This is a genomic window from Caballeronia fortuita, from assembly GCF_001544835.2.
In the GTDB taxonomy this organism is placed as follows: Bacteria; Pseudomonadota; Gammaproteobacteria; order Burkholderiales; family Burkholderiaceae; genus Caballeronia; species Caballeronia fortuita.
Genome location: NZ_FCNX02000013.1, coordinates 83010 through 106054 on the forward strand (window position 1 = coordinate 83010; position 23045 = coordinate 106054).

Here is a 23045-nt window from a genome sequence, read left to right on the forward strand (position 1 = left end):
TTTCTTCTATTCCGCTCTGCCTATTCGCGGCCCGCCGCCTACTACTTGTCGCCGCGAATCACCCCTCGCAACATCGTTACAACCGATCCCAATCCAGAAGCTCTGTGCATGTCGTTGGCGTCCTGCCCTACCATCGAGGGCATTCCCCACGGCAGGCCCGTCGCCTCAGCAGCGCGCCGCCCTGTGTCGCTTTCATCGTTGTCTGCGACTACGAAGCGACGGCCAGCTATCAGCGAAGAGACGTGCTTGAGGTTTCCTGCGGAAAAGCAAACAACGACTCGAGCCGGCCGATGCAGCGATCGAAGCGCCTCGCGGACGCTCAGGCCCGTGGCAAACCCTTCGACGAGCCAATGCTCGCGCCCTACGCCCATCGTGAAGATTGCGCCCTTGGCAATGCCTCCGGGCAGAAACTTCTTGGAGCCATCCTCAGCAATCCATTGGACGCTGTTGATCGTCGAGTAATCGGCAGCCGAACGCATCGGAATGACCAGCCGCCCGTCGGTGTCGACAAGGCCGCGCTCGTTAGGAAAGCCCTTGCGTGTCAGGTAATCGTGAGATGTGTATTCACAGCGCCGGACGATCTCCGCAGCCTCCGAGCGTGCGCGAGCGCGCCGCCGCTCTCCGTCGCGCGCTTCAGCAGCGCGATCGCGCTTGGGCAACTCCATCGGTCGAGCATCGACACGTTCCGGGCGCCAGGCGATGGCACGCTCATGGACGGCCCAGTTCTGAACCCAGCCCGAGCGGCCGTCGCACATATACGCGCCGTTGCGCTTACGCGGATGATCTTCAGTAGGCACGCGGTGCGGCTTACCGTCATACACGACGTCACGAATAAGCAGGCCGTGCACACGGGCGAAATCGTCAAACTGCATTCGACCTCCCCGCCTGATGCGCGCGACGAATAAGCAGTGACTGAACCTTTCCCTTCAGTTCACGCGACGGCGCTTCGAGATCCACGGTCGAGAACTCGCCTTTGGGCCAACAGCCGTAGAGGTTTCGAAACTGGGCAAGTGCGAACTTGCGCGCCGCCTCTTGATCCTTCGGCCGACGCTCGATCGCCAAGCAGCAGAGTTGACGCCATACCGATGTGCGGTCGCGGAGATACTCAGGGACCTTCGCGCGCGCGGCCGACACATCGCCGACCGCCTCCATGACGCCCGCGACGTTCTCGACCATCGATCGACGCTCGCGCTCTTTCCCACAGGCCGGGCACGCCGTGCATGCCGGCGGCAGCACGAATCCGCAGGAGCAGACGATCTCCTTCTTTTCCTTCTCGGTCGGCTCGGCCCGCACTTTCGCGTCAAGCGCGCCGTCGTCGAGGCGGTTCAGGCCTTCAGCGAAGATGCGCTGAGTGTCAGCTCCGAAGCGCATCACATTGCCGCAGTGATCGAGCCAGAGACCGAACGTCTTTCCCTCAGACGGCCGCATCACGCGCCCGAGTTGCTGTATGTGGCTCGAAAGGCTTTTGCGATACGGACGCGCGCCAATGCCGCACAGAATGTCCGGTACGTCGAAACCCTTCGTGAACACCTCGCAAGACACAAGGCCAGTGATAGTGCTGTCCGGCTTGCGGAATTCGTCGATGATGGCGCGCCGCTCGTCGTCGCTGCCATCCAGATAGCTGATCTGCTGGAAGTTGTAGCCGTGCTCATTGAATTGGCGACAGAGTTCATGCCCGTGCTCGACCGTCGCGCTGAAGACGATCGTTTTGACCGGGCCGCCAAAATGAAGGTTGGTTTTGTCGATCCACTCGGAGACGACGTCGCCGACGATCGCCATGCCGCGCTGCTCGATTTCCTTGTCGGACCATTCGCCTGCCACGACTTTCGCGCCCGTCATGTCGATGGCGCGCGCCGCGTACGTCTGCAGTGGTACGAGGAAACCCTCTTCGATCAGTTCGTTGGTCGTGCAGACGTTGACCAAGTTCGTGTAAAGCTCAGCCATCCCTTTGGAGAATGGCGTAGCGCTCAGACCGATAACCCGAAGATCGGGCCGGTTCTGGATAAGCTGCGCGGTCGCCTTCCGGGTGGCGTGGCACTCGTCAACGATAAGGAGGTCGAGTTCCGGAAAGAAACCGCGTTTCTCGATGGTCTGTGCGGAACAGATCTGGATGCGCTCGTAGGCGCGATTTCGCCAATGGCCCCCTTGCACCACGCCATGCGCAATGCCGTACCGATCGAACAGTGCGCTGGTTTGGTCGACGAGATTGATACGATCGACAATGAACGCGGCGCGCCGACCTTTGCGATCGACCTCTTGCGACAGATGCGCACCGATCACCGTCTTGCCTGCGCCAGTCGGCGCCATCAACACCTGCGCGCGGTGCCCGTCGCGCGCGCCGACGCGAAGACCTTCGATCGATGCCAACTGATACGGACGGAGCTTGATTTCTTCAGGCATGTCCGCGCTCCAACTGGCGTTTGAGGCGCTTGATTTCCTTCAGCGCTTCGGCGTGCTTGTTCATCCAATCATCGCGGATAGTTTCGAGCCGGCGGCATTCCGCTTCGAGCTTCGCAATGCGCTTGTTCGCTTCGATCAGCTTTTTCTCGCCCTCGCCCGTCTCGCCCGATCGATAGGCGTCCAATTCGAGCTCCAAGTCGCGCGCCGCCTGGCTGACGTCGGCCAATTGCTCGCGAAGGTCCGAAATGATGGACTGAGCTTCCGCCAGCGATGCATCTTCTTTTCGCGGCAGACGCGGTGAGGACTGCTCATCGCTGTGCGGCAACGAAAACGGCTGAACTGCCGGCGCCCCATCCGAACCCTCTTCGCCGTCGATGGCCTGCCCAACCTCGGCCGGCTTGCGCGCCGCCTTAATCTGCGCATCGGCCTGCTTTAGCGTAATCGCGCCGGCGATCACGGCGTCGCCAAGACCAGCCTCGTGCGCAGCTTTCGCGTGACTGATGGTTCGGGGGCTGACGTCTGCTTCGCGAGCCAGTTCGGAGTTCGTCATCAACCTCGCACCCGGTGCGAGGTTGGGATTTCCGGCCGGTGCCCATTGCGCGCACGCGACGACGGCGGCCGCGCGCTGGGAGGCCGTCAGGTGCCGCCGATGGAGGTTTTTCGAAAGCACGAACGCAACCGGATCAACGTCCGGATGCTCGTCGTCGAACTCGATCCAGTTGAATTCAATGCCAGCGAGCTGACAGGCGCAGTAACGGTTCCATCCGTCGAGCACCATGCCGTCGAGCATGAGGCCGGATTCGCGCTGGCCAAACTGGCGAATGTCCTCCGCCAATGCAGCGAGATCCTCCTGTGCGAAAGTGGGAAATGCCGCGGAAAGCGGATGGCGCTTGAATTCGCTCATTCGGCACCCCGCGTCCCGACCGATTCGAGCGCCCGCTGTCTCTGCTTCCGGACAGCACGGGTCCTCTTCTTCGTCTCGGCCAAGTAGAAGGCCTCGAGCTTCTTGTAGTTCTCGACGAGGACGGACTTTATCCGTCCGGTCTCGATGTGGCTAATCGCCCCCTGCGAGAGATCGCAAGATTCCCCAATTTCCCGCTGCGTCAGGCCAAACCCGCGGAGTGCTGTGACCAACTCTTTCGCGTCCATGTGATCCGTCACACACTGATTGAATGTTGGTCATCATAATAGAAATCTATTCGTGGTTCAATACCACTCTAGTTATTTTTAGTAGCAAAATCCATTACATGACTACTCTCGCCGAAAAGATCAAACTTGCGCGCCTCGCGCTGAACATGTCCCAGAGTGACCTGGCCAAGAAATCCGGGGTCACGCAAGGGACTATCGGCCATTTAGAGACGGGACGTAGCAACGCAACTACGAAACTGCCGGCGATCGCCAAGGCTCTTAATACGACCGTCGAGTCCCTCGTCTCGGGAACGAGCGACTATCAGCCGAGCTACAAGTTCGCCGCGCGTCTGGCCGCCACCGAGAACGCAGCAGCACTCGCCGAGCTGAATGATCCGGAACACATCTGGATTGACGGCTTCGAGTACCAGTTCGACGCGGACGATGGCTCTATCCACTGGAACCGCCTCGAGAAGCGCGTGCTGCGACTACCGCTGCCGTTCTTCGCATCGCACGGCGCTGATCCGGCGCGATGCAAGGTGCTGACAATCAAGAGCGATAGCAGCATGGAGCCGTTCCTGTTCGATCACGATCAGATAGTGATCGATACCGGCCGTGTCGAGCCGCGCGAATCGAAGATCTTCGCGATGACCTTTGAAGGCGAGGCTCTCGTAAAACAGGTATTTAAGGAGGCCGGAGGCGCTCTTCGGCTGCACTCCCTAAACCCGCGCTATCCCGACAAGATCATTGCCGCCGAACACTTGGATGGTCTCAAGATCGTCGGACAGTACCTCTATCGCGCTGGACCCGGCTTCGCCGTCTGACGACTACCGCGCGCGGAATCGGAAAGAAAAATACAAATCTATTTGACACACAATAAATAGCACACTACTATGGTCTTACGGTAACTCAAGTGAGACCTGAATGTCCTCCACGCTGCTTCTCGTCCTTGGTGTCTGGCTCATAGCCAGTTTCTTCCTCGGCGTTTGCGCTCGGTTCGGCCAAGTAAGAGAGGCCCGCCATGCGGCGTGGATTGAGAGCATGTCTCGCGAGATCCGTGTGCCCATTGGGCGTTGATCCACGAAACTGAGACTAGACATGCACACGCATAAGCCTGCCGTCGCACGACCACATTCGTTAGTTGCCAAAACCCTCGATGGTCTGATTGAAATCGTCATTGCTACCGGTGCAGGCGGCCGAATCCCGACCCAGGACGAGATCTCAAAGCGGTTCCGTGTTAGTCGGACCGTGCTACGCGAGGCACTCAGCAAGCTTGAGCTCTTGAACGTCATCACGGTTCGTCCGAAGACCGGGACAACGGTGAACGCCTCGGCAGAGTGGCACACCGTAAATGCCGACGTAGTTTCGTGGCGCGTTCGCGCCGGCGAGAAATCAGAGGACGTCATCAACGGTACGGTTTCCCTCGCGCGGGAACTGGTGATGCAACATCGCGCGCCTGTGGCTGAAGCGGTGGTCGCGTCATTCCGTGCGAAGTCCCGACAGGCATAGCTTGGAACGTTTGCCGAGACAGCGCAGACGCCGCTGATCACCCTCGTTCATTCGGCCAGGTTCTACAACTACCCTTTTGTCTGTTAGATTTAAGTCAACGCAGAATGCATCAAGGAGCATCAACATGAAGTTCCCAGTTCCGAGAACCAACTACGACGAGAGCGGCTGCGCTGCAAATCTCGCCGCAGAAATCCATAAGTCAGGGCTGGCGTTGTTTGAGATCGTGAACGCCGACAAACCCTCGTCTAAGGCGATGCTCGACGGAGCAAAGGAGATTGCCGCCAGCTTGGCGCAAGCTCGCGACCGGGCCGTGCTGAACATTGGTATTTCCAACTATTCGTCGAGTGGCTCGCCCGCCAGTGTTTCGGTCGTGGCCGCGATCTTGGACGCGTCAGCCTACAGCCAGGACATCCTGCACAGCTTGAACGAATTGAGCGAGCACGACTCGCCCGAAGACATCGGCTGCATCCTCAGCGATTTGGCGATTGAGCTGCACTCGCATGACCATGCCGAGTCGACGGCCGATTGGGTAAGTAGCCCGGCATAACAACGAACTAGTCCTGTAACTAACGCGTTACAAATACTCAGTACTACTACTGAGGGAGAGCGCTCGTACCTTCGATGTTGAGTACTTGAATTTTTTGAGGGGGCCGGAGGCTTCGCTTTTTTTGAGATTGACGCGCCACCGGTGGCAGCCGAGGCGCGTCGCACAACGAGGATTAAGACATGATCGGGACAGATTTTACACAACTTGCTAGCGATGGCAAACGGGCGGCCGATTCTGAGTATGAGGTGCCGAACCAATACAACGAGATCTATGCGCGGATCGACCAAAAGAGTTTGGCGCTCGACGAAAGGGTACCAGCTCACACAATGAACTCAGTCTTCGTCGCGCTCAGCGGGATCTCAGCCATCACACAGATCCTCACAAACGACGCGACGAGTAAGGATCAAGGACGAGAGCCGCTTTCCGCATATCTGACTGGCGGCCTCCACTCGGCTATTCAGGCGCTTGCGGACTTGTCGATGCACAAGATCGAGGAATTCGCTGATCTCGCCGAGCGCCGTCAGAGCCGGGCGCGCGCGGCCGAAAAAGTCCTGAGTTCGATCAAAGGCATGCAGCACGCGCTCGACAACATCAGGTCGGAGGTCGGAAACACCGCAGTACAAGGCTCTGCGTTTGACAACGCTGACCAGACGCTTAGGGCCGTCAAGGAGTCGGTCGAGGAGGTCTGCCGTGTCTGACCTGAAAAAAGTTCTTGTGAGCTCGGCCGAAGACGTCGACTCGCTTAGCGCCGTTTTCGACCAACTCGAAGGGATGTTCCGTGCGATCGAGATGGCGACGGAGAACCTCCCGGCAGAACACCCGCGCGCGCAGATGAATCAGATCAAGAAGCTGGCGGCGTTGGGCCGTTACGTCGCCGGCGACTGGTCGAACACTGCGGATTGCATCCGCCAGAGTATGTGTGATGCAGCGGCAGAGTCTGCTCCGGCTTCGAAGTCCAAGGAGCCTACTCATGCCTGACCGCTACATGGCGCTTTGCGTCGAATCGCGCGATATGCATCCGCGGATCAAGATCAATGAGGTCATTATCTACGACGTCGAAGACGCAGCTCAGCCCGACGACGATGTCGTGATCAGCCTCACGAACGGCCAAACGATCGTGCGATCACTGGTGTCCTTCGATGGCGAAAAGTACCGGCTGCGCTCCTACTCGCCCGCCGCCGCCAGCACCTTGCGAAGCGAGGACGTAGAAGCATGCCATCCGATCATCGCCCGGTGCCGGGCATCCTTTTTTGACGAGATCGCGGCGCAGCAGGAGGCGGCGTGAGAACGGCACTCAAACGGTTTTTCGTGTGGCTGTGGTGCAGGAATGTGCTCGGCGACAGCGAGCTGTCGTTCCTCATCCGGTTCTTTGACCTGAAGGATGCGTGACATGACCCGCGAGCAGATTGAACACATCAAGCGCGCCGCCAGTGCAGCACAAGCAATGAAGATCGATCCCGCGTGTCCGGATCAATTCAAGTTCCGTGCGCACGCGCTTTTCGCGCAGATCGTGACCCCGGAAGCAGTCGTCGCCTTGTGCGACGAAGCCCTTCGACGGCAGTACTTCAACGTCGACACGGACAAAAACGCATAACACCACTACCTTTCGAACGAGAACAACATGGCTCAGATCGTCTTCATCATCTTTCTTGCATGCCTGGCAGCAGCACTTTCGGCAATCGGGTCCGCGCATCTGCGAAAGGATCGACAGCCCCAATATCGTTACAGCATAGTCAGCTTCGCAGTGATCGCCGTTTCGGGCGGACTGCTGTCCTGCTTCACGCAAGTGTCGCAGTCGCACGTGGGCATCGTAACCACCTTCGGACACGTAGAGGAAGACACGCTCGGCGAAGGTCCTCACCTGGTCAATCCCGTATCGCGAGTTCACGAGGTATTCATCGGACTCGACGTGGCGAAGGTGCAAAGCGCGCAAGCAGCATCGAAGGATCTTCAGTCGGTCCACACTGACCTGACGATGAACTACCGGGTCGACCCGGCGAAGGTGCGCGCGCTTTACTCGATGGCGCCGTCGCTTGAATACGAGGCGTCGTACGTCCAGCCAGCGATGTTCGAAGTGTTCAAGTCTGTCGCAGCGCGATATACAGCCGAGGAACTTGTGACCAAGCGACAGCAAGTGTCGAGTGACATCCTCGCCGGCCTCGTTACGAAGCTCAAGGGTTACGGTTTCCTGATCCAAGACATCAACATCACCAACTTCAAATTCAGCGCTGCTTTCGATCAGGCGATCGAGGCAAAGGTGACGGCGAGCCAACGAGCAGAGCAGGCCGAGCGCGAGCTCGCGCGAGTGAAGTTCGAGGCTGATCAGCAGATCGCAAAGGCTCGCGGCGAGGCGGAATCCATCGCGATTCAAGCTCAGGCCGTAAAGACGAATGGCGGCGCCGAGTATCTCCAGCTTCAAGCAATCAACAAGTGGGACGGCCGCATGCCAACTTACATGGGCACTGGAACCCCGATGCCCTTCCTGAACGTCTCCAAGTAGCTGATCTGAAAAAGGTCGGCCGTCGCTTCCCACGCGACGTCGCGCAACCTGGGCTGTATTCGCACGGTTGGCGTCAATTGTCGCCCGATCTAGGAACCTCAGTGAGATCGTCGTCGCCAATGCCTAACGCCCAACGCAAATCGCGAGCGAATGCCATGCAGGTGTCCTTCCACTCAGGCGTACCAAAATCAACGTCGCGCGGATTTTTCTTTCCGCGTGCGCGCCGGATGGCTTCGATGCTTTCAGCCATTGCCCGAGCTTCTCCAAAAAGCTGCTCGTCTTCCATTAGTCGTTGTTGTTCTTGATTTTTCATAACTTGGATTTTCGGCATTTGCTTCAGAAACTTTATGTGCCCAAACGCACACGTGAAACGTAATAGGAGTTTCGGATGGGCAAAACCTGCGTGTTCAAAAGATCCGACAGTTTCGACGACCGCGCGCGGTCACAAGACGGGAAGTACGTCGGTGTACAGGAAGCTCTCGAGCCCGAAGCCGAGCGGCGTCGAGTATTACAACGACGTCATGCTGCAATTCTCGCGATCCAACTGTTTGAGCCTATTCGTGGCTTATCTGATCCCGAAGCGTCGACTCAAGCCGGATTAACGCGTGTAAAGGTTTTCCCGCCTGCGACTTGGCGCGAGCTAGGAGCAGTTCCCGCGCTACAGGTTCTGTGGCGTCTAGAGCAAGCGACGCCTGATCAATCAAATGAGAGACAGTTCGAATCGCGTCGTTTTCATTCCAAGATTGCTCTCGCAGGCCCCTTTCCGCCGCGATCACCAACACAAGTAGATCGTGTACGTCCACGCTCGCCTCCAGTCCGTGTCCGTAATGGTTTCGCATCGTACGTGCCAGGTTCGACGGGTTTGCGCGGTTTGTATTTGGATGAAGCTCTCGCCACGTCGCTGCACTTCGGCAAGCGCCAGGTCGAAACCGATGTGAAACTGCCGCCCGGCGATCACACGCTCACCGACGGCAAGAGCGTCGTTGTGTTCGATGTCGGCGGCCAGTTTCGTGGCGGCCGAGACATCACAGTCGCAGTCGACGCCGCTATTGCCAAGGAGAGAATCGATGGGTGACTCAGGAAGCGTCGTCGCTTTTTCCCTCGAGCAAATTCAAAAGATCACTGCTCGGGCCTGGAAAAGAGACGGTCATTGCGATGCTCGACGTCGCGGTATTCATCCACGTAGCATCAGGATCGGTGATGAACTCATTCACGTCGACAGTAACGCGGCGGCCAGTCAACTCCCCAATCGTCTTAGCCAGTGCGCCTTCGAGGTCGATAAGAGAAACAGCTTTAAGCGGATGCGGTTTGGACATAAAACATGTCTCCGGAGGTAGGAACCTATCGTATCAGAGCCATGCGCGGATGGTGCCAAGCCTCAGAGACCAACGAGTCTCCAAAGGTCCGGCAGACGCAAGTTCGGATCGTGCTCGGCCAGCAGTGCGACCGTCGCCGTGCAGTAGACGTCGCCGTGCTCGCGATCTAGATCGTCATAGTAGCCAAACTTGGCAGTGACGATTGCGACCGCAGCGGCGTCGATGGAGTCGATGAGAGTTTGGGCTTCATTTTTGTTCATGCCCGCGTTATCGGCAGCAACGGACAGGACTTTAGGCAGGGAAATGTACCAGCAAATCGAAGAATTCATGCGCGTGAGCCGCGCATATCGGACGGGGAAAAGATGGCAGCAAGCATGAAACCTATCTATCTGGATCTGCAGGCCGTCGCCGAGGCAGTGTCGCTTTCGGAGGCAAGTGTGAAGCGGCTAGTGCGAGAAGATAAATTCCCGAAGCCGCGAATGCTGTCGGGACGTCGCGTAGCTTGGCTGACGTCAGAGGTCGAGGCATGGGCTCAGTCTTGCCCGGTGTCGGACATCCTGCCGCCGCCGAACACCGGCAATCGGAAAGGCATTACGAGGGCCGCGTAATGGCAAGTTGCTCAAGTCGCTCGGAAAGCCGTGTGAGCCACACGCGGCGTTCCTTGTCATAGCTGTGCCTGTTGTAGACGCCGGTCACGCCCGGAAGCACGTGTCCTAAGATCGACTCCGCGACCTCGTGCGGGCATTCCATAGATGCGAGCATCGTGCGCACCGTGCGACGCAGATCGTGTGGTGCCCAGTGGCTGACCGGCAGCCTTGTGCGCTGCTCCTGCGGAGCGTTCTTGCAGTAGGGTTGCCGGTAATAGACCGACTGCTGGATCAGCTTCTGATCTTTGTGGCCGGCCGCCGACTGCGACGGGAGCAGGAACCCGGTCTTCACAGCTTGCAGACGCCGCCGCACGATCTGTTCGGCGCGACCAACGAGCGGCACCCGGAGATCCGTCGCACTCGGCCGGTTCGCATTCTTGGTCTTGGACTTCGGCACCGTCCACCAGAAACCGTCTTTTTCTTCCGAAAGCTCACCCGCTTCCATGCTAACGATCTCGGACCCTCGCGTGCCGGTCCAGAGATAGAGCGTCAAGACATCGTCTAGTGTCTGACTGAAATTCGGCAACCAGCGAAGCAGCTCGCCTACTTCCGCATCAGACAAAACTCGCTTCGCGGTCACACGCTCGCCGTCCACCTTTTTGCCCTTGCTGCGCAGCCTGCCACGCATTACCAAGCGCCACCAGTTGGGGCTCGTGTCGGGAATCCGGCCCGCATCGAGCGCATATTCCCACGCGCCGCCGAGCGCGGAGCGCAGCGCGCCGGCGAGCGTTGGCGTCGACGAACAGCTTTCCAGCAGATCGAATGCTTGCTTGCGCGTGATCGATGCCGCTGGCAAATGAGCGATCGCGCCCAGTTTCCCCGCAAAGATGCGCCGGATGATGTCTGCGCCCTTTGGCTTTCGATGGCGTTCGATGTGGCCCGCCAAGAAGTCGTCGCAAAGGTTTCGCACGGTGTACTCGGATGAAGCGGCAGCCGGGTTTTTGGCAACGCGCTTCGCCGCGGCCGGATCGTCGCCTGCATCCCGTGCAGAGCGTAGCTTTTCCCATTCGGCAATAGCTGCAGCGTAGGACATGGAAGGCCATTCGCCTAACTTGATTTGGCGCATCCGATCGTCGACTGGGGACTTATACCGGTACGTCCACGAACGGCGAGTCTCCGTTGCCTGCAGGCGCAGACCGGGAAATCCATCGATGGTGATGTGCTCTCCCGGCGGAATTTGCTTGGCTTGACGAGCATCGAAGCGCATGAGATTTCGGCGTAAGTTTGTCGCCGCAAGACGATCGAGCGGCGTAGTTTTTCCGAATCTTATCTCAGAAAGCTACGCCAAACATCGATCTAACGCTATCCGTTGTGCGCTTGTATGACCTGACCGACATTTCTGCAAATCCGGCTTGGAGCCTTTGTGCATGGGAGTCAGGAGGCGCTGAGGCTTATCCAGAAAGGAACTGTCGATACTCGACTTATTGATTATTCGTTTTCGTCGAAGTAATGCCCGAAGCGCGCCTGCTTCGTCTTGATGTAACGCTCGTTCTCCTCGCGCATCGGGATGGCGAGCGCGACGCGTTCGGACACGGGAATATCGTGTCTGAGCAAGGTATCGAACTTCGACGGATTGTTGCTCATCAGGCGCACCGACTTCACGTTCATAGACCGCAGGATCGCCGCGGCGGAATCGTATTCGCGGGCATCGTCGGGCAAGCCGAGATGCAGATTGGCATCGACGGTATCGAGCCCCTGCTCCTGCAATGCATATGCGCGAATCTTGTTCGCCAGGCCGATACCGCGCCCTTCATGTCCGCGCAGATACAGCAGAATCCCGCGATTCTCGGCGGCGATATAGCGCAACGCGAGATCGAGCTGCTCGCCGCAGTCGCATCGATAGGAGCCGAAGACGTCGCCCGTCACGCATTCGGAATGCAGGCGCGTCAGCACGGATTCGCCGTTGCTCACGTCGCCCATCACGAACGCGATGTGCTCGACATCCGTGTGCTTCACGCGATAGACGTAGGAATCGAACGTGCCGTAGCGTGTCGGAATGGTGGCGGTCGCCACGAGTTCAACGTCCGCGCACTCGTCGCACACGCCGAAGCCGTGTTGCGGGGTTTGCACATCCTGCGAGGGAGAAGCGGTTTTCATAGATCAATCTGCGAGTCCACGACGCCGGGCCTTGCTGTTCTGACTGCGCGCGTTCACGCAAGCCCGGTGCGTCATGGTAAAGCCCATCGGGAAAGTTTGCAGATTGTCTCATGGCGCGCGCCGCTTCCCGCGCTTCCCGTACGGGCTTGCGCTTTTACGCGGGTTGTTCGAACGTGCCCGGACTCTTGTCCGTCGCGCGCCACTCGGGCTTGCGCGCCGGATCGGCCTGTTGCAGCCCCGCGCGCACGCCGGCGGCATCGAGATCGGCGGTGTAGACCGGCGACGCGGGCTGCTGGCGCCAGGAATCGTCGATCGTGCCGGCATCGACCGGATCGAAACCGATTTCATCGACGAGCTTCATCACGACGGCCTTCGCTTTCGCGTCGTCGCCCGCGACCGGCAGCGCGATGCGCCCCGCCGTGCCCGCGGGCTTGCCGAAATTCCTGAGATGATCCGCGTAAATATTGTTGAACGCCTTCACGACCGGCCTTCCAATCTGCTGCTCGACCCAGCGGCTTTCCGGCGTGCCGCTTTCGATTCCGCCGATACGGCCGTCGCGCTGCTGCGGATAATAGTTGCCCGTGTCGATCACAACGACGCTCGCCGGCACACCCGCGAACAGGTCTTTCGGCAGATTCGGCACCTTGGCCTCGGGAATCGTCACGACGATCACGTCGGCGTCCTCGACGGCGTCGCGCGCCTCGACGGCCTTCGCGCCGGTTTCGCGCTCGACATCCGCAAGCGATGCCGGCCCGCGCGAATTCGCGATGAGCACGTCGTGTCCCTTTTCGCCGAACCGCAGCGCCAGCACCGAGCCGATATTTCCCGCTCCGATGATTCCGATTTTCATAACGCCTCCTTGAAATGAGATTGAAAACAACAAGCTATATCGAAGGAACCAGTGACGCCTTCTCGCAATCTCAATGCCTCATGCGGGAAAACACGAAATATCGGCGTGATAGGCTCGATCTATCCCGACAATAAAATCAATCCACTTCGCAGATACGATAGCTTTACTGTATAGTTCACTTACTTCTTCAACACCACTCCAAAAGGAAACTGGTAAATGCCCATCATCAACAGTCAAGTCAAGCCGTTCAAAGCAACCGCCTACCACAATGGCGAGTTCGTGACCGTCACCGATGAAAGCCTGAAGGGCAAGTGGTCGGTGTTCGTGTTCTATCCCGCCGACTTCACGTTTGTGTGCCCGACGGAACTGGGCGACCTGGCCGACCGTTACGAAGAATTCAAGAAGCTCGGCGTGGAAATCTACTCGGTCTCGACCGACACGCACTTCACGCACAAGGCATGGCACGACACGTCGGACACGATCCAGAAGATCGAGTATCCGATGATCGCCGACCCGACGCTCGCCATCTCGCGCAACTTCGACGTTCTGATCGAAGAAGAAGGCCTGGCGCTGCGCGGCACGTTCGTGATCAACCCGGAAGGCGAGATCAAGCTGTGCGAAGTGCACGACAACGGCATCGGCCGTGACGCGGGCGAACTGCTCCGCAAGGTTCAGGCTGCTCAGTACATCGCGAAGAACCCGGGCCAGGTGTGCCCCGCCAAGTGGACGCCGGGCGCTGAAACGCTGACCCCGTCGCTCGACCTGATCGGCAAGATCTAAGCCTCGTTCTAGCGAGCGCTGCATCGAATCTGCCGCGAGTCAGCGGCAGGTTCACCCAGAAAACGTGTCCGTCCGGCGCTGCGATTTTCGCAGCGCCGCGGCGCGACGCGTCTGCAACATCCCAAGTCAAGGAACGGACATCGCCATGCTCGACGCCAACCTCAAGAATCAATTAAAAGCGTATCTGGAAAAAGTCACCCGGCCGATCGAACTCGTCGCCTTCCTCGACGACGGCGACAAGTCGCGTGAGCTGAAAGGCCTGCTCGACGAGATCGCTTCGCTGTCCGCGCAGATCAGCGTCGTCGAGAAAGAGGACGCCAGCGTGCGTCGTCCGTCCTTCACCATCGGGGAAGCGGGCAAGGAAGCGGGTGTCCGCTTCGCCGGCATCCCGATGGGTCACGAATTCACCTCGCTCGTGCTCGCGCTTCTGCAAGCCGGCGGCCATCCGGTCAAGCTCGACGACGCCACCATCGAGCAGATCCAGAATCTCGACGGCGACTTCGCGTTCGAGACGTATTTCTCGCTGTCGTGCCAGAACTGCCCGGAAGTCGTGCAGTCGCTGAACGTGATGTCGATCATCAACCCGCGTATCAAGCACGTTGCGATCGACGGCGCGCTGTTCCAGAAGGAAGTCGAGGAACGCCAGGTCATGTCCGTTCCGATGATGTTCGTCAACGGCGAGAGCTTCGGCTCGGGCCGCATGGGCGTGAAGGAAATTCTCGCCAAGCTGGACACGGGCGCATCGGCGCGCGCGGCGAAGGAACTCGAAAACAAGCCGGTATTCGACACGCTGATCGTCGGCGGCGGTCCTGCCGGCGCGGCGGCTGCGATCTACTCGGCGCGCAAGGGCATCGCGACGGGCGTCGTCGCGGAGCGCTTCGGCGGTCAGGTGCTCGATACGATGGCCATCGAGAACTTCGTCTCCGTCAAGGAGACCGAAGGACCGAAGTTCGCGGTCGCGCTGGAGCAGCACGTGAACGACTACGAAGTCGACATCATGGACGTGCAGCGCGCCGAGAAGCTCGTGCCGGGCCGTATCAACGAGATCCATCTCGCGAGCGGCGCGGTGCTGCGGGCGAAGACCGTGATTCTGTCGACGGGCGCGCGCTGGCGTGAAATCAACGTGCCGGGCGAGCGCGAGTACCGCGGACGCGGCGTGGCGTACTGCCCGCACTGCGACGGCCCGCTCTTCAAGGGCAAGCGCGTCGCGGTGATCGGCGGCGGCAACTCGGGCGTGGAAGCGGCGATCGACCTCGCGGGCATCGTGTCGGCGGTGACGTTGATCGAGTTCGGCAACGAACTGCGCGCCGACGCCGTGCTGCAGAAGAAGCTGCGCAGCCTGTCGAACGTGACGATCGTCACCGAGGCGCAGACGACGGAAGTCACCGGCGACGGCAAGAAGGTCAACGGCATCACGTACACGGACCGTGCAACGGGCGCGAGCCATCACGTCGAACTGGAAGGCGTGTTCGTGCAGATCGGCCTCGTGCCGAACACCGAATGGCTGAAGGGCGCGGTGGAACTGTCGAAGCACGGCGAAATCGTGGTCGACGCGAAGGGCGCGACTTCGGTGCCGGGCGTGTTCGCCGCCGGCGACGTGACGACCGTCCCCTACAAGCAGATCGTGATCGCGGTCGGCGAAGGCGCGAAGGCGGCGCTCTCGGCGTTCGATCATCTGATCCGCGCGTCGGTGGAAGACGAAGCAGTGGTCGAAGAAGAAGCGGCAGCCTGAGCATCGCTCGGATGTCGTAAAGACCGGAAGGCGAACGGGGCGACCCGTTCGCCTTTTTTTATGGGCCGTCCGCCGCTTTCGGCACGAGCACCGTCGGGAAGGTGACTTCGAACACGCTGCCGTGCCCTTTCGACGACTGGAAGCGCAAGTCGCCTTCCAGCGTGCGCGACAATTCCTTGACGATGGCAAGCCCGAGCCCCGCGCCGGGGATGTCGTCATCGGCGGCGCGCTCGAATTCTTCGAAGACGCGCTCCTGATCCGCCGTGCCGATGCCCACCCCCGTATCGGCGACGAGCAGTTTCCAGCGCTCGCCGGGCACTTCGGAAATCGACAGCAGAATCTCGCCCGACGACGTGTACTTGATCGCGTTCGACAGCAGATTCAGCGCGACCTGCTTCACCTTCAGCCGGTTCGACGTCACCATGTCGAGCGCCGGATCGAGCTGGCCGACGAGCTTCAGCCCTTTCGCCTCGGTCGCGACTCGGCACGCCTGCATCAGTTCGTCGAAGAGGCCGACGAGATCGAACGGTTCGACGCTCGGCGCGGAATCGTCGCCGAGCACTTTCGAATATTCGACCATTTCGTCGACGAGCGTCGCCATGTCGGCCACCTGACGGTTGGCGAGCCCGAGCGCCGTCTCGCGCTTCGCGGGCGAGCGGCCGGCGAGTTGCAGCGCGGTCGAGAAAACGTTGAGGAAGTTGCGCAGATCGTGCGCGACGCGCCGCGTCACCTGCATGCGCGTCTCGTAAAGATCGCTGATGAGTTTCTGCCGCAGCGTCAGTTCGTAATTCGCGCGTTCCAGCATACCGGTGTATTCGTCGATCTTCCTGTCCCGCTCGCCGATCGCCTCGCGAATCGACGCGAGCGTGACGAAGCTCACGACTTCGTCGGTCATCAGGCGCGCGCGCTCTTCGTCCGCGCGCGGGAAGTCGTCATGCGTGCCCGCGTATTCGCCGATCGCGAGCAGCAGTACCTGCCGGAACAGATCGAGCTCGCGCACGAGTTCATCGACACGATAACCCTGCTGCCAGCGCCATTGCCCGTGCTGACGCGCGTCGCGCTCGATCGCGCCTTCCTGGTCGCGCAGATTGCGCGATTCCAGCACGACGCAGATTTCCTCGAAGATACTCGGCAGATGGTCGGCGAGCTGCCGATACGTGAGCTGGTCGGAATGTTCGACTTCCTGATCGCCGAACACGAGCTTCATCCATCGCTCGGTCAGTGCGTGTTGCTGCGCGCGCAGCGCGGCCACGAGACCCTTCAAGCCGCCGACCGACGTGTCGCTCATCTGCGAGTTCCCGATTGCTGAAGGCGCCGGTGGGCGGCGCGCATGGTGATCGTGGTTTGCAGTCGAAAGCAATGTCCGATGCCGTCCGGAGCCGACCGCGAATGCTTCGCCAGTATAGGCGCGATGCCCGCACGAAAGCGTCATATCCGAGTGTTCTTTCCAACTTTCCGAGACTTTGCCCGCAGCTTCGCGCGCTCGCACGATTCAGCGTTCTCTTCAAACTTCGAACATCTTTGCGCGATCCGGTTTTACGCCGGGCGCGCGCCGGTTCAGAATCGCGCATGTCATCAACAACGCACGCCAGGCAAATCCGACATGACCACGACATCGGCCGACTGGCAAGCCAGCCAATACACGCTCTTCGAGGCGCAGCGCACGCGCCCTGTTCGCGATCTGCTGAGCGCGGCGCAGGGAGAAACCGCGCGCACGGCCGTCGATCTCGGCTGCGGGCCCGGCAACTCGACGCAAACGCTGATCGCGTACGCGCCGCACGCGCGCGTGACCGGCATCGACAATTCCGGCGACATGATCGACGCGGCGAAGAAGCGCCTGCCGCAAGTCGAATTCGAACTCGCCGATATTTCCGCGTGGGAAGCCAAAGAACCGTGCGATCTGATTCTCGCGAACGCGGCGCTGCAGTGGGTGCCCGACCACGAGACGCTCTTTCCGGCGCTCGTCGGCAAGCTCTCGGCGGGCGGGCGGCTTGCCGTGCAGATGCCCGATAATCTCGATGAGCCTGCGCATCGCCTGATGCGCGAAGCCGCCGCCGACGGCCCGTGGCGCGACAAGCTCAAAGGCGCGGAGCGCACGGAGCGCCACCCGGCGCAATGGTATTACGCGCTGCTCAAGCCGCTTTGCACGTCCGTCGACGTATGGCGCACGACTTACCATCATCCGCTGGAAGGCGGCGTCGATGCGATCGTCGAATGGTTCAAGGGCACGGCGCTGCGGCCGTTCCTCGCGAAACTCGACGAGAAAGAAGCGGCCGCGTTTCTCGACCGCTATCGCGCCGGGCTGAAAACCGCCTATACCGTTTTCGACGACGGCAGCGTGCTGCTGCCCTTCCCGCGCCTTTTCATCGTCGCGACACGCTGACGTTCAATGCGCGCGGCTGCCTTCGCGCAACATCTGCGCGAACTGCCGCGCCGCCGGCGACAACTCGCCGCCCGTGCGCGTGACGATGCCGTACGTCTGCGATTTCGACTTCATGCGCACCGGCAGAATGCGCAGCATGCCGTGACGCTCGAACACCTTCGCGACGCTCGCCGGCAGAATCGAGACGAGTTGCGGGCTTTGCTGCAGCAACGTTACCGTCATCAGCGGCGACGCGGTGGAAATTGGATTGGCGGGCATCGGCAGGCCGGCGAGATCGAGTTCGCGTTCGAGCAGCGCGCTCATCGGCATGAAGCTCGGATAGGTGACCCAGCGGTACCGCGCGAGGTCGGCGAAACCCACTTCGGGCTCGCCCGTGCGCTCGTGACCATGACCCACGACGATGCAAAGCGGCTCGTCCGCGAGCGGCTGATAGTGATATTTCGACGGCTGATCCGACACGCTCGACCGGCCGACGACGAGATCGACGCGGCCGTCGTCGAGCATCGGCAAGAGGCGCGCGCTCGTGTCCTCCACGACTTCGATGGCCAGATCCGGATGCTTCGCGTGCATTTCGTTGACGATCGGCGCGACGACGTCCGGCACCGCGCCCATGATCGTGCCGACCGTCAGCCGCCCGCCCGTGCCCGCGCGAATCTGCGCGACTTCCTGACAAAGCGCGTTCAGATCGGCGGCCAAGACGCGCGCGTAGCGCACCACGCAGCGGCCGAACGGATTCGGGATCAGCCCGGTTTTCGCGCGCTCGAAAAGCGGCGCTTCCAGCATGGATTCGAGTTCGGCGAGCGCCTTGCTCGCGGCGGATTGCGTCATCGCCATTGCGCTCGACGCCTTGTGCAGCGATTTGTGGTCGTCGAGCGCGATCAGCAATTGCAGCTGCTTCATGCGCAGCCGCGACATGAGCACGTCGAGCGTGTTCTTCATGACGAGGGTGATTCCAAAAAGCGATCAAGCGATGGAAAGGTTTCACTATACAGGCGCACGCGCGAGGTCGTATAGTCGGGCACGGGGCAGTCATCGTACAACTGGTGCGAGCATTGCCGCGGATCACTCCAAGCAAGGACGAGACAACATGCAACTCACTGGCAACCTGCTCATCGGTCAGGAATCGGTTTTCGGCTCGAACGGCTCGATCAAGGCCGTCAACGCGTCGACCGGCGCGGCCATCGAACCGGCCTTCGGCGGCGCGACGCTCGCCGATCTCGACCGCGCCTGCGCGCTCGCGTGGAGCGCGTTCGACATCTATCGCGAAACCGCGCCGGAAGCGCGCGCGAAGTTCCTCGAAACCATCGCGCAGAACATCCTCGATATCGGCGACGATCTGATCGAACGCTGCATGATAGAAAGCGGTCTGCCGCGCGCGCGTCTGGAAGGCGAGCGCGGCCGCACGGTCGGCCAGTTGCGCATGTTCGCCGATGTCGTGCGCAACGGCGATTTCCTCGGCGTGCGCATCGATCCGGCTCAGCCCGAGCGCAAGCCGCTGCCGCGCGTCGATCTGCGCCTGCGCCATATCGGCGTCGGTCCGGTCGCCGTGTTCGGCGCGAGCAACTTCCCGCTCGCGTTCTCCGTCGCGGGCGGCGACACGGCGTCGGCGCTCGCCGCGGGCTGCCCGGTCATCGTCAAGGCGCACTCGGCGCATCCGGGCACGGCGGAACTCGTCGGCCGCGCGGTGCAGAAGGCCGTGAAGGATTGCGGCATGCCGGAAGGCACGTTCTCGCTGCTGTTCGACAGCGGCCGCGACGTCGGCCAGGGACTCGTGGCCGACAACCGCATCAAGGCGGCGGGGTTCACCGGCTCGCGCGGCGGCGGCACGGCGCTGATGAAGATCGCAGCCGCGCGCACCGAACCGATTCCCGTCTATGCGGAAATGAGCAGCATCAACCCGGTCCTGCTGTTCCCGAACGCGCTCAAGAACCGCGCGGAAGGCATCGCGAAGGCGTTTGTCGGCTCGCTCGTGCTCGGCGCGGGCCAGTTCTGCACGAATCCCGGCCTGCTGCTCGCCGTCGACGGTCCCGATCTCGACAAGTTCATCGCGGCGGCATCGGCTGCCTTGCAGGAAACCGCCGCGCAGACGATGCTCACGCCGGGCATCTGTAAGGCGTACCAGGGCGCCGTGTCGCGCGCCGCCGAACACGCGGACGTGACGACCGCTGCGCGCGGCGTCGAGCCGAAGGGCGACAATCAGGGCCAGTCGGCGCTGTTCGTCACCACTGCCGACGCGTTCCGCAAGAGCCACGAGCTGCAGGAAGAAATTTTCGGCGCGTCGTCGCTCGTCGTGCGCTGCCCGGACTTCGACACCATGATCGCGCTCGTCGAATCGCTGGAAGGTCAGTTGACGTCGGCGCTGCATATCGACGAAGCCGATTACGCCGATGCGAAGCGCGTCCTGCCCGCGCTCGAGCGGCGCACCGGCCGTCTGCTGGTGAACGGTTTCGGCACGGGCGTGGAAGTCGGTCACGCAATGGTTCACGGCGGCCCGTTCCCGTCGACGGCGGACGGCCGCTCGACCTCGGTCGGTAGTCTCGCGATCAACCGTTTCCTGCGTCCGGTGAGCTATCAGGACCTGCCCGACGCACTGTTGCCCGACGCGCTCAAGACCGGCAATCCGCTCGGCCTGAACCGTCGTATCGACGGCAAGCTGCAACTGGCCGAGTAAGACTGTCCGCAAGGCCAGCGAAGGCCGCGGCGCGAAACGAGCGCCGCGGCCTTCGCATTTTCACGCTTCCATTTCGATAAACGTTTCGGAAGCCTTATCGATATTCAACAGCATTCGCCGGCTCTGCCGCGCGCCCGGGCGCCCGGCGTGGGGCGGGAACAACGCTTCATTACGCGCCCGAATCGCTTTGACATCAGTGGGTTATCCGGCGATCGCGCGGCCTTGTCGGTTAAGGGCTAAGGATTGGCGGTTCAAAACCGCCGCTGCGATCCCAAAATGTCAGAAATATCGTGAGCGAGAGGAGCGAGTTGCAGTCGCTTGGCGCGGCGGCCCCGAGTAGGTGCGAAAGGCAATTGACGTCCGATGGTGGTTGAACCATAGTCGGAATGTCGTTTTTCCCGCTGGCGCACGCCGCGCGGGACAGAATACGAAGGATTGCTGCCGCGGAAACGGCGCTCCCGCGTACAGGCGCGACGACTCGGCGCGCATTGGCGGCCACGCGAATTTGGCAACCTCACGCACACGTCCTTCGAGGGCTCCAGCATGACCACGCGTCTGACGTTTCCCGCATCCATGTTCTCCGTCGTCTGCCAGCGGTGCGGCAGCACGGTGCGCAAAAACGCCGACAGTTGCCCCAATTGCGGCGCCGACCGCCGCGCCGCATTCGGCCAGACGCGCGAAACCGCGTCGGCCAAGCCGCGCGCGAATGTTTTCGAGGAAGCAACGTCCGCGCCGCTCGCATCGGCGGCTGCATCGGCGTCCGGTTCTTCCGGCTCTTCCACTTTTATGGGTCCCGATGGCGCCGAGCGCGTCGAGCCCGGTATGCGTTCGCGCTGGACCGAGCGCGCGAGCGAGCGCATCGCGCAGAAGGCGGCGGAATATCGCGCGCGGCGGGCAGAGGAATCCGCGCGCAACGCCTACGCCGAATCCAGCAACGATCCCGACGCCCTGCCCTCCGAGCGCTGGAGCACGAAAAAGACCGTGATCGCGGGCGCGTGCGGGCTCGCGCTGCTGATCGGCGCGACGTTCTACTATCAGCTCGGCGATTCCGATGGCAGCGGCGGCATCCCATCCGCCGCTCACAGCGTCTCGGGCGTGATCGATGCGAAGGTCGGCGCGCTCGTGCGCGGCGCGATCGATGCGCCCGAAGCGGGCACCCCGCCGGCGGTCGTCGAGCGGCGCGCACCCGCCGATCCCCGCGCCGCCTCGACGGGCAATGCGCTGCAGGACGCGCGCATCGCGCTGGACCAGCACGATCTCGCCACGGCCCGCGCGCGCCTCAAGGTGCTGCCGGCGCAGCAACAGACGCGCGCCGAATACGAAAGCCTGAAGGACGAGCTCGTGAAGCGCGAAGCGCAACGCGAGGCCGCGCTGCAACTCGCGCGCGCGTGCGAACGCACGTCGGCGTGGGCCTGCGTGCAGCAGAACGCCGGCGAGGCGCTGGCGCTCGACGGCAGCAATATCGAATCGCAAGTCATGCTCGAACGCGTGATCTCGCACGCGGGATGGCTCGCGCCGAGCGCGGCCGCGGCGCTCGCGAAGAAGGTGCCGGGCACGGGGCCGGCGGCGGCCGTGGCGAACGGGCCGGACACGGGCAATGCCACGGCGTCCGCTCAAACGTCCGCTCAGGCAAACGTTGCAGCGGCGGCGGCTTCGCGGCAGAACGCTCTTGCGCAGAGATCCGCTCAGGATCGTCGCGTGACGCAGCGCAGCGCGGTTGCCGCGCGTCAGAGCGACGACGATCTCGCGTACGAATCGCGTGCCGACAAAATCGCGCGTGGTCAGGCGGCGACCGCCGCGATCACCGCGACGACGCTCCAGCCGCCAGCGGCCCCGGCCGTCGCCACGACGATGACTAAGCCCGCGCCGGCGACGCCGTCAACGACGCAAACACCGGCGCAAGCGACAGCGCAAGCACCGGCGCAAGCCGCGCCCGCCGCACAGACGGCGCGCGCACCGTACTACCTCGGCGACGAAGACGCGCAGCCGTCGGCCGCCGCCAGCGCACGCGCTGCGAATCCGCGCACGCCCTACTATCTCGGCGACGAGCCGCAGCAGCAGCCCACCCGCTCGGCCAATCCGCGCGGCGCATATTACCTCGGCGAAGATCCGCCGAAGCCGTCGGCGCCGGGCACGCGTGCATCCGCGCCGCGGCCGCCGCCATCGGCCAACGGCAGCCAGAGCAGCAGCGCATCGCCGCCATCGACGGCGACAATGCAGGCAGCCGTGCCGCGTCCGCCCGCGGCTGTCGCGCAAGCGCTCGCCCAGCCCGTCGCGCAGACCGGCACGGCGGCGCGCGGCACACAGGCGACCGCCGGCGCCGGCGCGTCGCCGCAGTTCGCCAACATGCCGGCGGGCTCGCATCTCGACTCCGACAAATCCGAAGAACTCGAACGCGCCATCAAGCAATACGGCTGGAGCGGCGGCGATGCGGCTTCGAAGCCGCCGTCGCGCTAAGAAAAAGCACAAGAACACACTAGAAGAC

General features: G+C 61.7%; 26 protein-coding genes and 1 pseudogene. 15 read left to right on the top strand and 12 right to left on the bottom strand.

Annotated elements, in window-relative coordinates; translation table 11 throughout:
* Nucleotides 1-41: 41 nt before the first annotated feature.
* Genes AWB77_RS23765 through AWB77_RS23780 form a run of 4 tightly spaced genes read right to left on the bottom strand, consistent with a single transcriptional unit; the run spans nt 42 to nt 3549 of the window.
* On the bottom strand, nt 42-872 hold the full coding sequence (locus tag AWB77_RS23765) for a primase/helicase family protein (protein ID WP_061136893.1): 831 nt from the start codon (nt 870-872) through the stop codon (nt 42-44).
* Complete coding sequence (locus AWB77_RS23770; RefSeq protein WP_061136894.1) at nt 862-2400, bottom strand: DEAD/DEAH box helicase; 1539 nt, start codon at nt 2398-2400, stop codon at nt 862-864. The genes AWB77_RS23765 and AWB77_RS23770 overlap by 11 nt, the downstream gene beginning before the upstream one ends.
* Nucleotides 2393-3304, bottom strand: a complete 912-nt coding sequence (locus AWB77_RS23775; RefSeq protein WP_061136895.1) for a hypothetical protein — start codon at nt 3302-3304, stop codon at nt 2393-2395. The genes AWB77_RS23770 and AWB77_RS23775 overlap by 8 nt, the downstream gene beginning before the upstream one ends.
* The gene (locus AWB77_RS23780; protein ID WP_061136896.1) at nt 3301-3549 is read right to left on the bottom strand and encodes a helix-turn-helix domain-containing protein; all 249 of its coding nucleotides are present in this window, start codon (nt 3547-3549) and stop codon (nt 3301-3303) included. The genes AWB77_RS23775 and AWB77_RS23780 overlap by 4 nt, the downstream gene beginning before the upstream one ends.
* Nucleotides 3550-3647: 98 nt before the next feature.
* Here AWB77_RS23780 and AWB77_RS23785 point away from each other — a divergent pair, with 98 nt between their 5' ends.
* The 8 genes from AWB77_RS23785 (at nt 3648) to AWB77_RS23820 (ending at nt 8084) form a co-directional block, all read left to right on the top strand.
* On the top strand, nt 3648-4352 hold the full coding sequence (locus AWB77_RS23785) for an XRE family transcriptional regulator (RefSeq protein ID WP_167354175.1): 705 nt from the start codon (nt 3648-3650) through the stop codon (nt 4350-4352).
* A gap of 274 nt (nt 4353-4626) precedes the next feature.
* Nucleotides 4627-5037, top strand: coding sequence for a FadR/GntR family transcriptional regulator (locus AWB77_RS23790; protein WP_061136898.1), 411 nt, complete (start codon nt 4627-4629; stop codon nt 5035-5037).
* A 124-nt stretch (nt 5038-5161) separates the two neighbouring features.
* The gene (locus AWB77_RS23795; protein ID WP_061136899.1) at nt 5162-5584 is read left to right on the top strand and encodes a hypothetical protein; all 423 of its coding nucleotides are present in this window, start codon (nt 5162-5164) and stop codon (nt 5582-5584) included.
* 179 nt (nt 5585-5763) lie between these two features.
* Nucleotides 5764-6282, top strand: coding sequence for a hypothetical protein (locus AWB77_RS23800; protein WP_061136900.1), 519 nt, complete (start codon nt 5764-5766; stop codon nt 6280-6282).
* Nucleotides 6275-6562: a hypothetical protein gene (locus AWB77_RS36100; RefSeq protein WP_061136901.1), complete on the top strand. Its 288-nt coding sequence runs from the start codon at nt 6275-6277 to the stop codon at nt 6560-6562. Before AWB77_RS23800 ends, AWB77_RS36100 begins: the two co-directional genes overlap by 8 nt.
* Nucleotides 6555-6869: a S24 family peptidase gene (locus tag AWB77_RS23810; protein ID WP_063936555.1), complete on the top strand. Its 315-nt coding sequence runs from the start codon at nt 6555-6557 to the stop codon at nt 6867-6869. Before AWB77_RS36100 ends, AWB77_RS23810 begins: the two co-directional genes overlap by 8 nt.
* Nucleotides 6870-6974: 105 nt before the next feature.
* A complete protein-coding gene (locus AWB77_RS23815) occupies nt 6975-7178 on the top strand; it encodes a hypothetical protein (RefSeq protein WP_061136903.1) in 204 nt (67 codons plus the stop codon).
* A gap of 27 nt (nt 7179-7205) precedes the next feature.
* A complete protein-coding gene (locus AWB77_RS23820) occupies nt 7206-8084 on the top strand; it encodes a prohibitin family protein (protein ID WP_061136904.1) in 879 nt (292 codons plus the stop codon).
* Between the two features lie 73 nt (nt 8085-8157).
* On the opposite strand, the gene AWB77_RS23825 is transcribed toward AWB77_RS23820, so the two are convergent.
* Nucleotides 8158-8397, bottom strand: coding sequence for a hypothetical protein (locus tag AWB77_RS23825; RefSeq protein ID WP_063936559.1), 240 nt, complete (start codon nt 8395-8397; stop codon nt 8158-8160).
* 585 nt (nt 8398-8982) lie between these two features.
* Between AWB77_RS23825 and AWB77_RS37575 the strand changes: the two are divergent.
* A pseudogene (locus AWB77_RS37575) lies at nt 8983-9051 on the top strand (DUF4399 domain-containing protein); the annotation flags it as partial.
* A gap of 109 nt (nt 9052-9160) precedes the next feature.
* Here the strand turns inward: AWB77_RS37575 and AWB77_RS23835 are convergent.
* Both AWB77_RS23835 and AWB77_RS23840 read right to left on the bottom strand, forming a co-directional pair.
* Complete coding sequence (locus tag AWB77_RS23835) at nt 9161-9400, bottom strand: hypothetical protein (protein ID WP_061136907.1); 240 nt, start codon at nt 9398-9400, stop codon at nt 9161-9163.
* Between the two features lie 62 nt (nt 9401-9462).
* On the bottom strand, nt 9463-9729 hold the full coding sequence (locus AWB77_RS23840) for a hypothetical protein (RefSeq protein WP_061136908.1): 267 nt from the start codon (nt 9727-9729) through the stop codon (nt 9463-9465).
* A 45-nt stretch (nt 9730-9774) separates the two neighbouring features.
* Here AWB77_RS23840 and AWB77_RS23845 point away from each other — a divergent pair, with 45 nt between their 5' ends.
* Complete coding sequence (locus AWB77_RS23845) at nt 9775-10008, top strand: helix-turn-helix transcriptional regulator (RefSeq protein ID WP_074168957.1); 234 nt, start codon at nt 9775-9777, stop codon at nt 10006-10008.
* On the opposite strand, the gene AWB77_RS23850 is transcribed toward AWB77_RS23845, so the two are convergent.
* The 3 genes from AWB77_RS23850 to AWB77_RS23860 form a co-directional block, all read right to left on the bottom strand.
* Nucleotides 9992-11254 carry a tyrosine-type recombinase/integrase gene (locus tag AWB77_RS23850; protein ID WP_061136910.1) on the bottom strand — a complete coding sequence of 421 codons (1263 nt, stop codon included), beginning with the start codon at nt 11252-11254 and terminating at the stop codon, nt 9992-9994. The two genes, AWB77_RS23845 and AWB77_RS23850, sit on opposite strands and share 17 nt — an antisense overlap.
* Nucleotides 11255-11475: 221 nt before the next feature.
* A complete protein-coding gene (gene ribA, locus AWB77_RS23855) occupies nt 11476-12144 on the bottom strand; it encodes a GTP cyclohydrolase II (RefSeq protein WP_061136911.1) in 669 nt (222 codons plus the stop codon).
* Nucleotides 12145-12298: 154 nt separating this feature from the next.
* Nucleotides 12299-12994: an NADPH-dependent F420 reductase gene (locus AWB77_RS23860; protein ID WP_061136912.1), complete on the bottom strand. Its 696-nt coding sequence runs from the start codon at nt 12992-12994 to the stop codon at nt 12299-12301.
* 216 nt (nt 12995-13210) lie between these two features.
* On the opposite strand from AWB77_RS23860, the gene ahpC reads away from it, so the two are divergent.
* Both ahpC and ahpF read left to right on the top strand, forming a co-directional pair.
* Nucleotides 13211-13774 (top strand): alkyl hydroperoxide reductase subunit C, encoded by a 564-nt coding sequence (ahpC, locus tag AWB77_RS23865; protein WP_061136913.1) that lies wholly within the window; start codon nt 13211-13213, stop codon nt 13772-13774.
* 145 nt (nt 13775-13919) lie between these two features.
* Nucleotides 13920-15506, top strand: a complete 1587-nt coding sequence (gene ahpF / locus AWB77_RS23870) for an alkyl hydroperoxide reductase subunit F (protein WP_061136914.1) — start codon at nt 13920-13922, stop codon at nt 15504-15506.
* 58 nt (nt 15507-15564) lie between these two features.
* Here ahpF and AWB77_RS23875 read toward each other — a convergent pair whose 3' ends face one another.
* Nucleotides 15565-16794: a sensor histidine kinase gene (locus AWB77_RS23875; protein ID WP_061136915.1), complete on the bottom strand. Its 1230-nt coding sequence runs from the start codon at nt 16792-16794 to the stop codon at nt 15565-15567.
* Between the two features lie 315 nt (nt 16795-17109).
* Between AWB77_RS23875 and tam the strand changes: the two genes are divergently transcribed.
* Nucleotides 17110-17889 (top strand): trans-aconitate 2-methyltransferase, encoded by a 780-nt coding sequence (gene tam / locus AWB77_RS23880; RefSeq protein ID WP_061136916.1) that lies wholly within the window; start codon nt 17110-17112, stop codon nt 17887-17889.
* 3 nt (nt 17890-17892) lie between these two features.
* Here tam and AWB77_RS23885 read toward each other — a convergent pair whose 3' ends face one another.
* Nucleotides 17893-18828, bottom strand: a complete 936-nt coding sequence (locus AWB77_RS23885) for a LysR family transcriptional regulator (protein WP_061136917.1) — start codon at nt 18826-18828, stop codon at nt 17893-17895.
* A 148-nt stretch (nt 18829-18976) separates the two neighbouring features.
* Between AWB77_RS23885 and AWB77_RS23890 the strand changes: the two genes are divergently transcribed.
* Complete coding sequence (locus tag AWB77_RS23890) at nt 18977-20560, top strand: aldehyde dehydrogenase (NADP(+)) (protein WP_061136918.1); 1584 nt, start codon at nt 18977-18979, stop codon at nt 20558-20560.
* A gap of 543 nt (nt 20561-21103) precedes the next feature.
* Nucleotides 21104-23017, top strand: a complete 1914-nt coding sequence (locus AWB77_RS23895) for a zinc ribbon domain-containing protein (RefSeq protein ID WP_061136919.1) — start codon at nt 21104-21106, stop codon at nt 23015-23017.
* The last annotated feature ends 28 nt before the right edge of the window (nt 23018-23045 follow it).

Coding starts and splice junctions, on each gene's coding strand:
- AWB77_RS23765 (WP_061136893.1), bottom strand. CDS start 872: ATGCAGTTTGACGATTTCGCCCGTGTGCACGGCCTGCTTATTCGTGAC.
- AWB77_RS23770 (WP_061136894.1), bottom strand. CDS start 2,400: ATGCCTGAAGAAATCAAGCTCCGTCCGTATCAGTTGGCATCGATCGAA.
- AWB77_RS23775 (WP_061136895.1), bottom strand. CDS start 3,304: ATGAGCGAATTCAAGCGCCATCCGCTTTCCGCGGCATTTCCCACTTTC.
- AWB77_RS23780 (WP_061136896.1), bottom strand. CDS start 3,549: ATGGACGCGAAAGAGTTGGTCACAGCACTCCGCGGGTTTGGCCTGACG.
- AWB77_RS23785 (WP_167354175.1), top strand. CDS start 3,648: ATGACTACTCTCGCCGAAAAGATCAAACTTGCGCGCCTCGCGCTGAAC.
- AWB77_RS23790 (WP_061136898.1), top strand. CDS start 4,627: ATGCACACGCATAAGCCTGCCGTCGCACGACCACATTCGTTAGTTGCC.
- AWB77_RS23795 (WP_061136899.1), top strand. CDS start 5,162: ATGAAGTTCCCAGTTCCGAGAACCAACTACGACGAGAGCGGCTGCGCT.
- AWB77_RS23800 (WP_061136900.1), top strand. CDS start 5,764: ATGATCGGGACAGATTTTACACAACTTGCTAGCGATGGCAAACGGGCG.
- AWB77_RS23810 (WP_063936555.1), top strand. CDS start 6,555: ATGCCTGACCGCTACATGGCGCTTTGCGTCGAATCGCGCGATATGCAT.
- AWB77_RS23815 (WP_061136903.1), top strand. CDS start 6,975: ATGACCCGCGAGCAGATTGAACACATCAAGCGCGCCGCCAGTGCAGCA.
- AWB77_RS23820 (WP_061136904.1), top strand. CDS start 7,206: ATGGCTCAGATCGTCTTCATCATCTTTCTTGCATGCCTGGCAGCAGCA.
- AWB77_RS23825 (WP_063936559.1), bottom strand. CDS start 8,397: ATGAAAAATCAAGAACAACAACGACTAATGGAAGACGAGCAGCTTTTT.
- AWB77_RS23835 (WP_061136907.1), bottom strand. CDS start 9,400: ATGTCCAAACCGCATCCGCTTAAAGCTGTTTCTCTTATCGACCTCGAA.
- AWB77_RS23840 (WP_061136908.1), bottom strand. CDS start 9,729: ATGAATTCTTCGATTTGCTGGTACATTTCCCTGCCTAAAGTCCTGTCC.
- AWB77_RS23845 (WP_074168957.1), top strand. CDS start 9,775: ATGAAACCTATCTATCTGGATCTGCAGGCCGTCGCCGAGGCAGTGTCG.
- AWB77_RS23850 (WP_061136910.1), bottom strand. CDS start 11,254: ATGCGCTTCGATGCTCGTCAAGCCAAGCAAATTCCGCCGGGAGAGCAC.
- ribA (WP_061136911.1), bottom strand. CDS start 12,144: ATGAAAACCGCTTCTCCCTCGCAGGATGTGCAAACCCCGCAACACGGC.
- AWB77_RS23860 (WP_061136912.1), bottom strand. CDS start 12,994: ATGAAAATCGGAATCATCGGAGCGGGAAATATCGGCTCGGTGCTGGCG.
- ahpC (WP_061136913.1), top strand. CDS start 13,211: ATGCCCATCATCAACAGTCAAGTCAAGCCGTTCAAAGCAACCGCCTAC.
- ahpF (WP_061136914.1), top strand. CDS start 13,920: ATGCTCGACGCCAACCTCAAGAATCAATTAAAAGCGTATCTGGAAAAA.
- AWB77_RS23875 (WP_061136915.1), bottom strand. CDS start 16,794: ATGAGCGACACGTCGGTCGGCGGCTTGAAGGGTCTCGTGGCCGCGCTG.
- tam (WP_061136916.1), top strand. CDS start 17,110: ATGACCACGACATCGGCCGACTGGCAAGCCAGCCAATACACGCTCTTC.
- AWB77_RS23885 (WP_061136917.1), bottom strand. CDS start 18,828: ATGAAGAACACGCTCGACGTGCTCATGTCGCGGCTGCGCATGAAGCAG.
- AWB77_RS23890 (WP_061136918.1), top strand. CDS start 18,977: ATGCAACTCACTGGCAACCTGCTCATCGGTCAGGAATCGGTTTTCGGC.
- AWB77_RS23895 (WP_061136919.1), top strand. CDS start 21,104: ATGACCACGCGTCTGACGTTTCCCGCATCCATGTTCTCCGTCGTCTGC.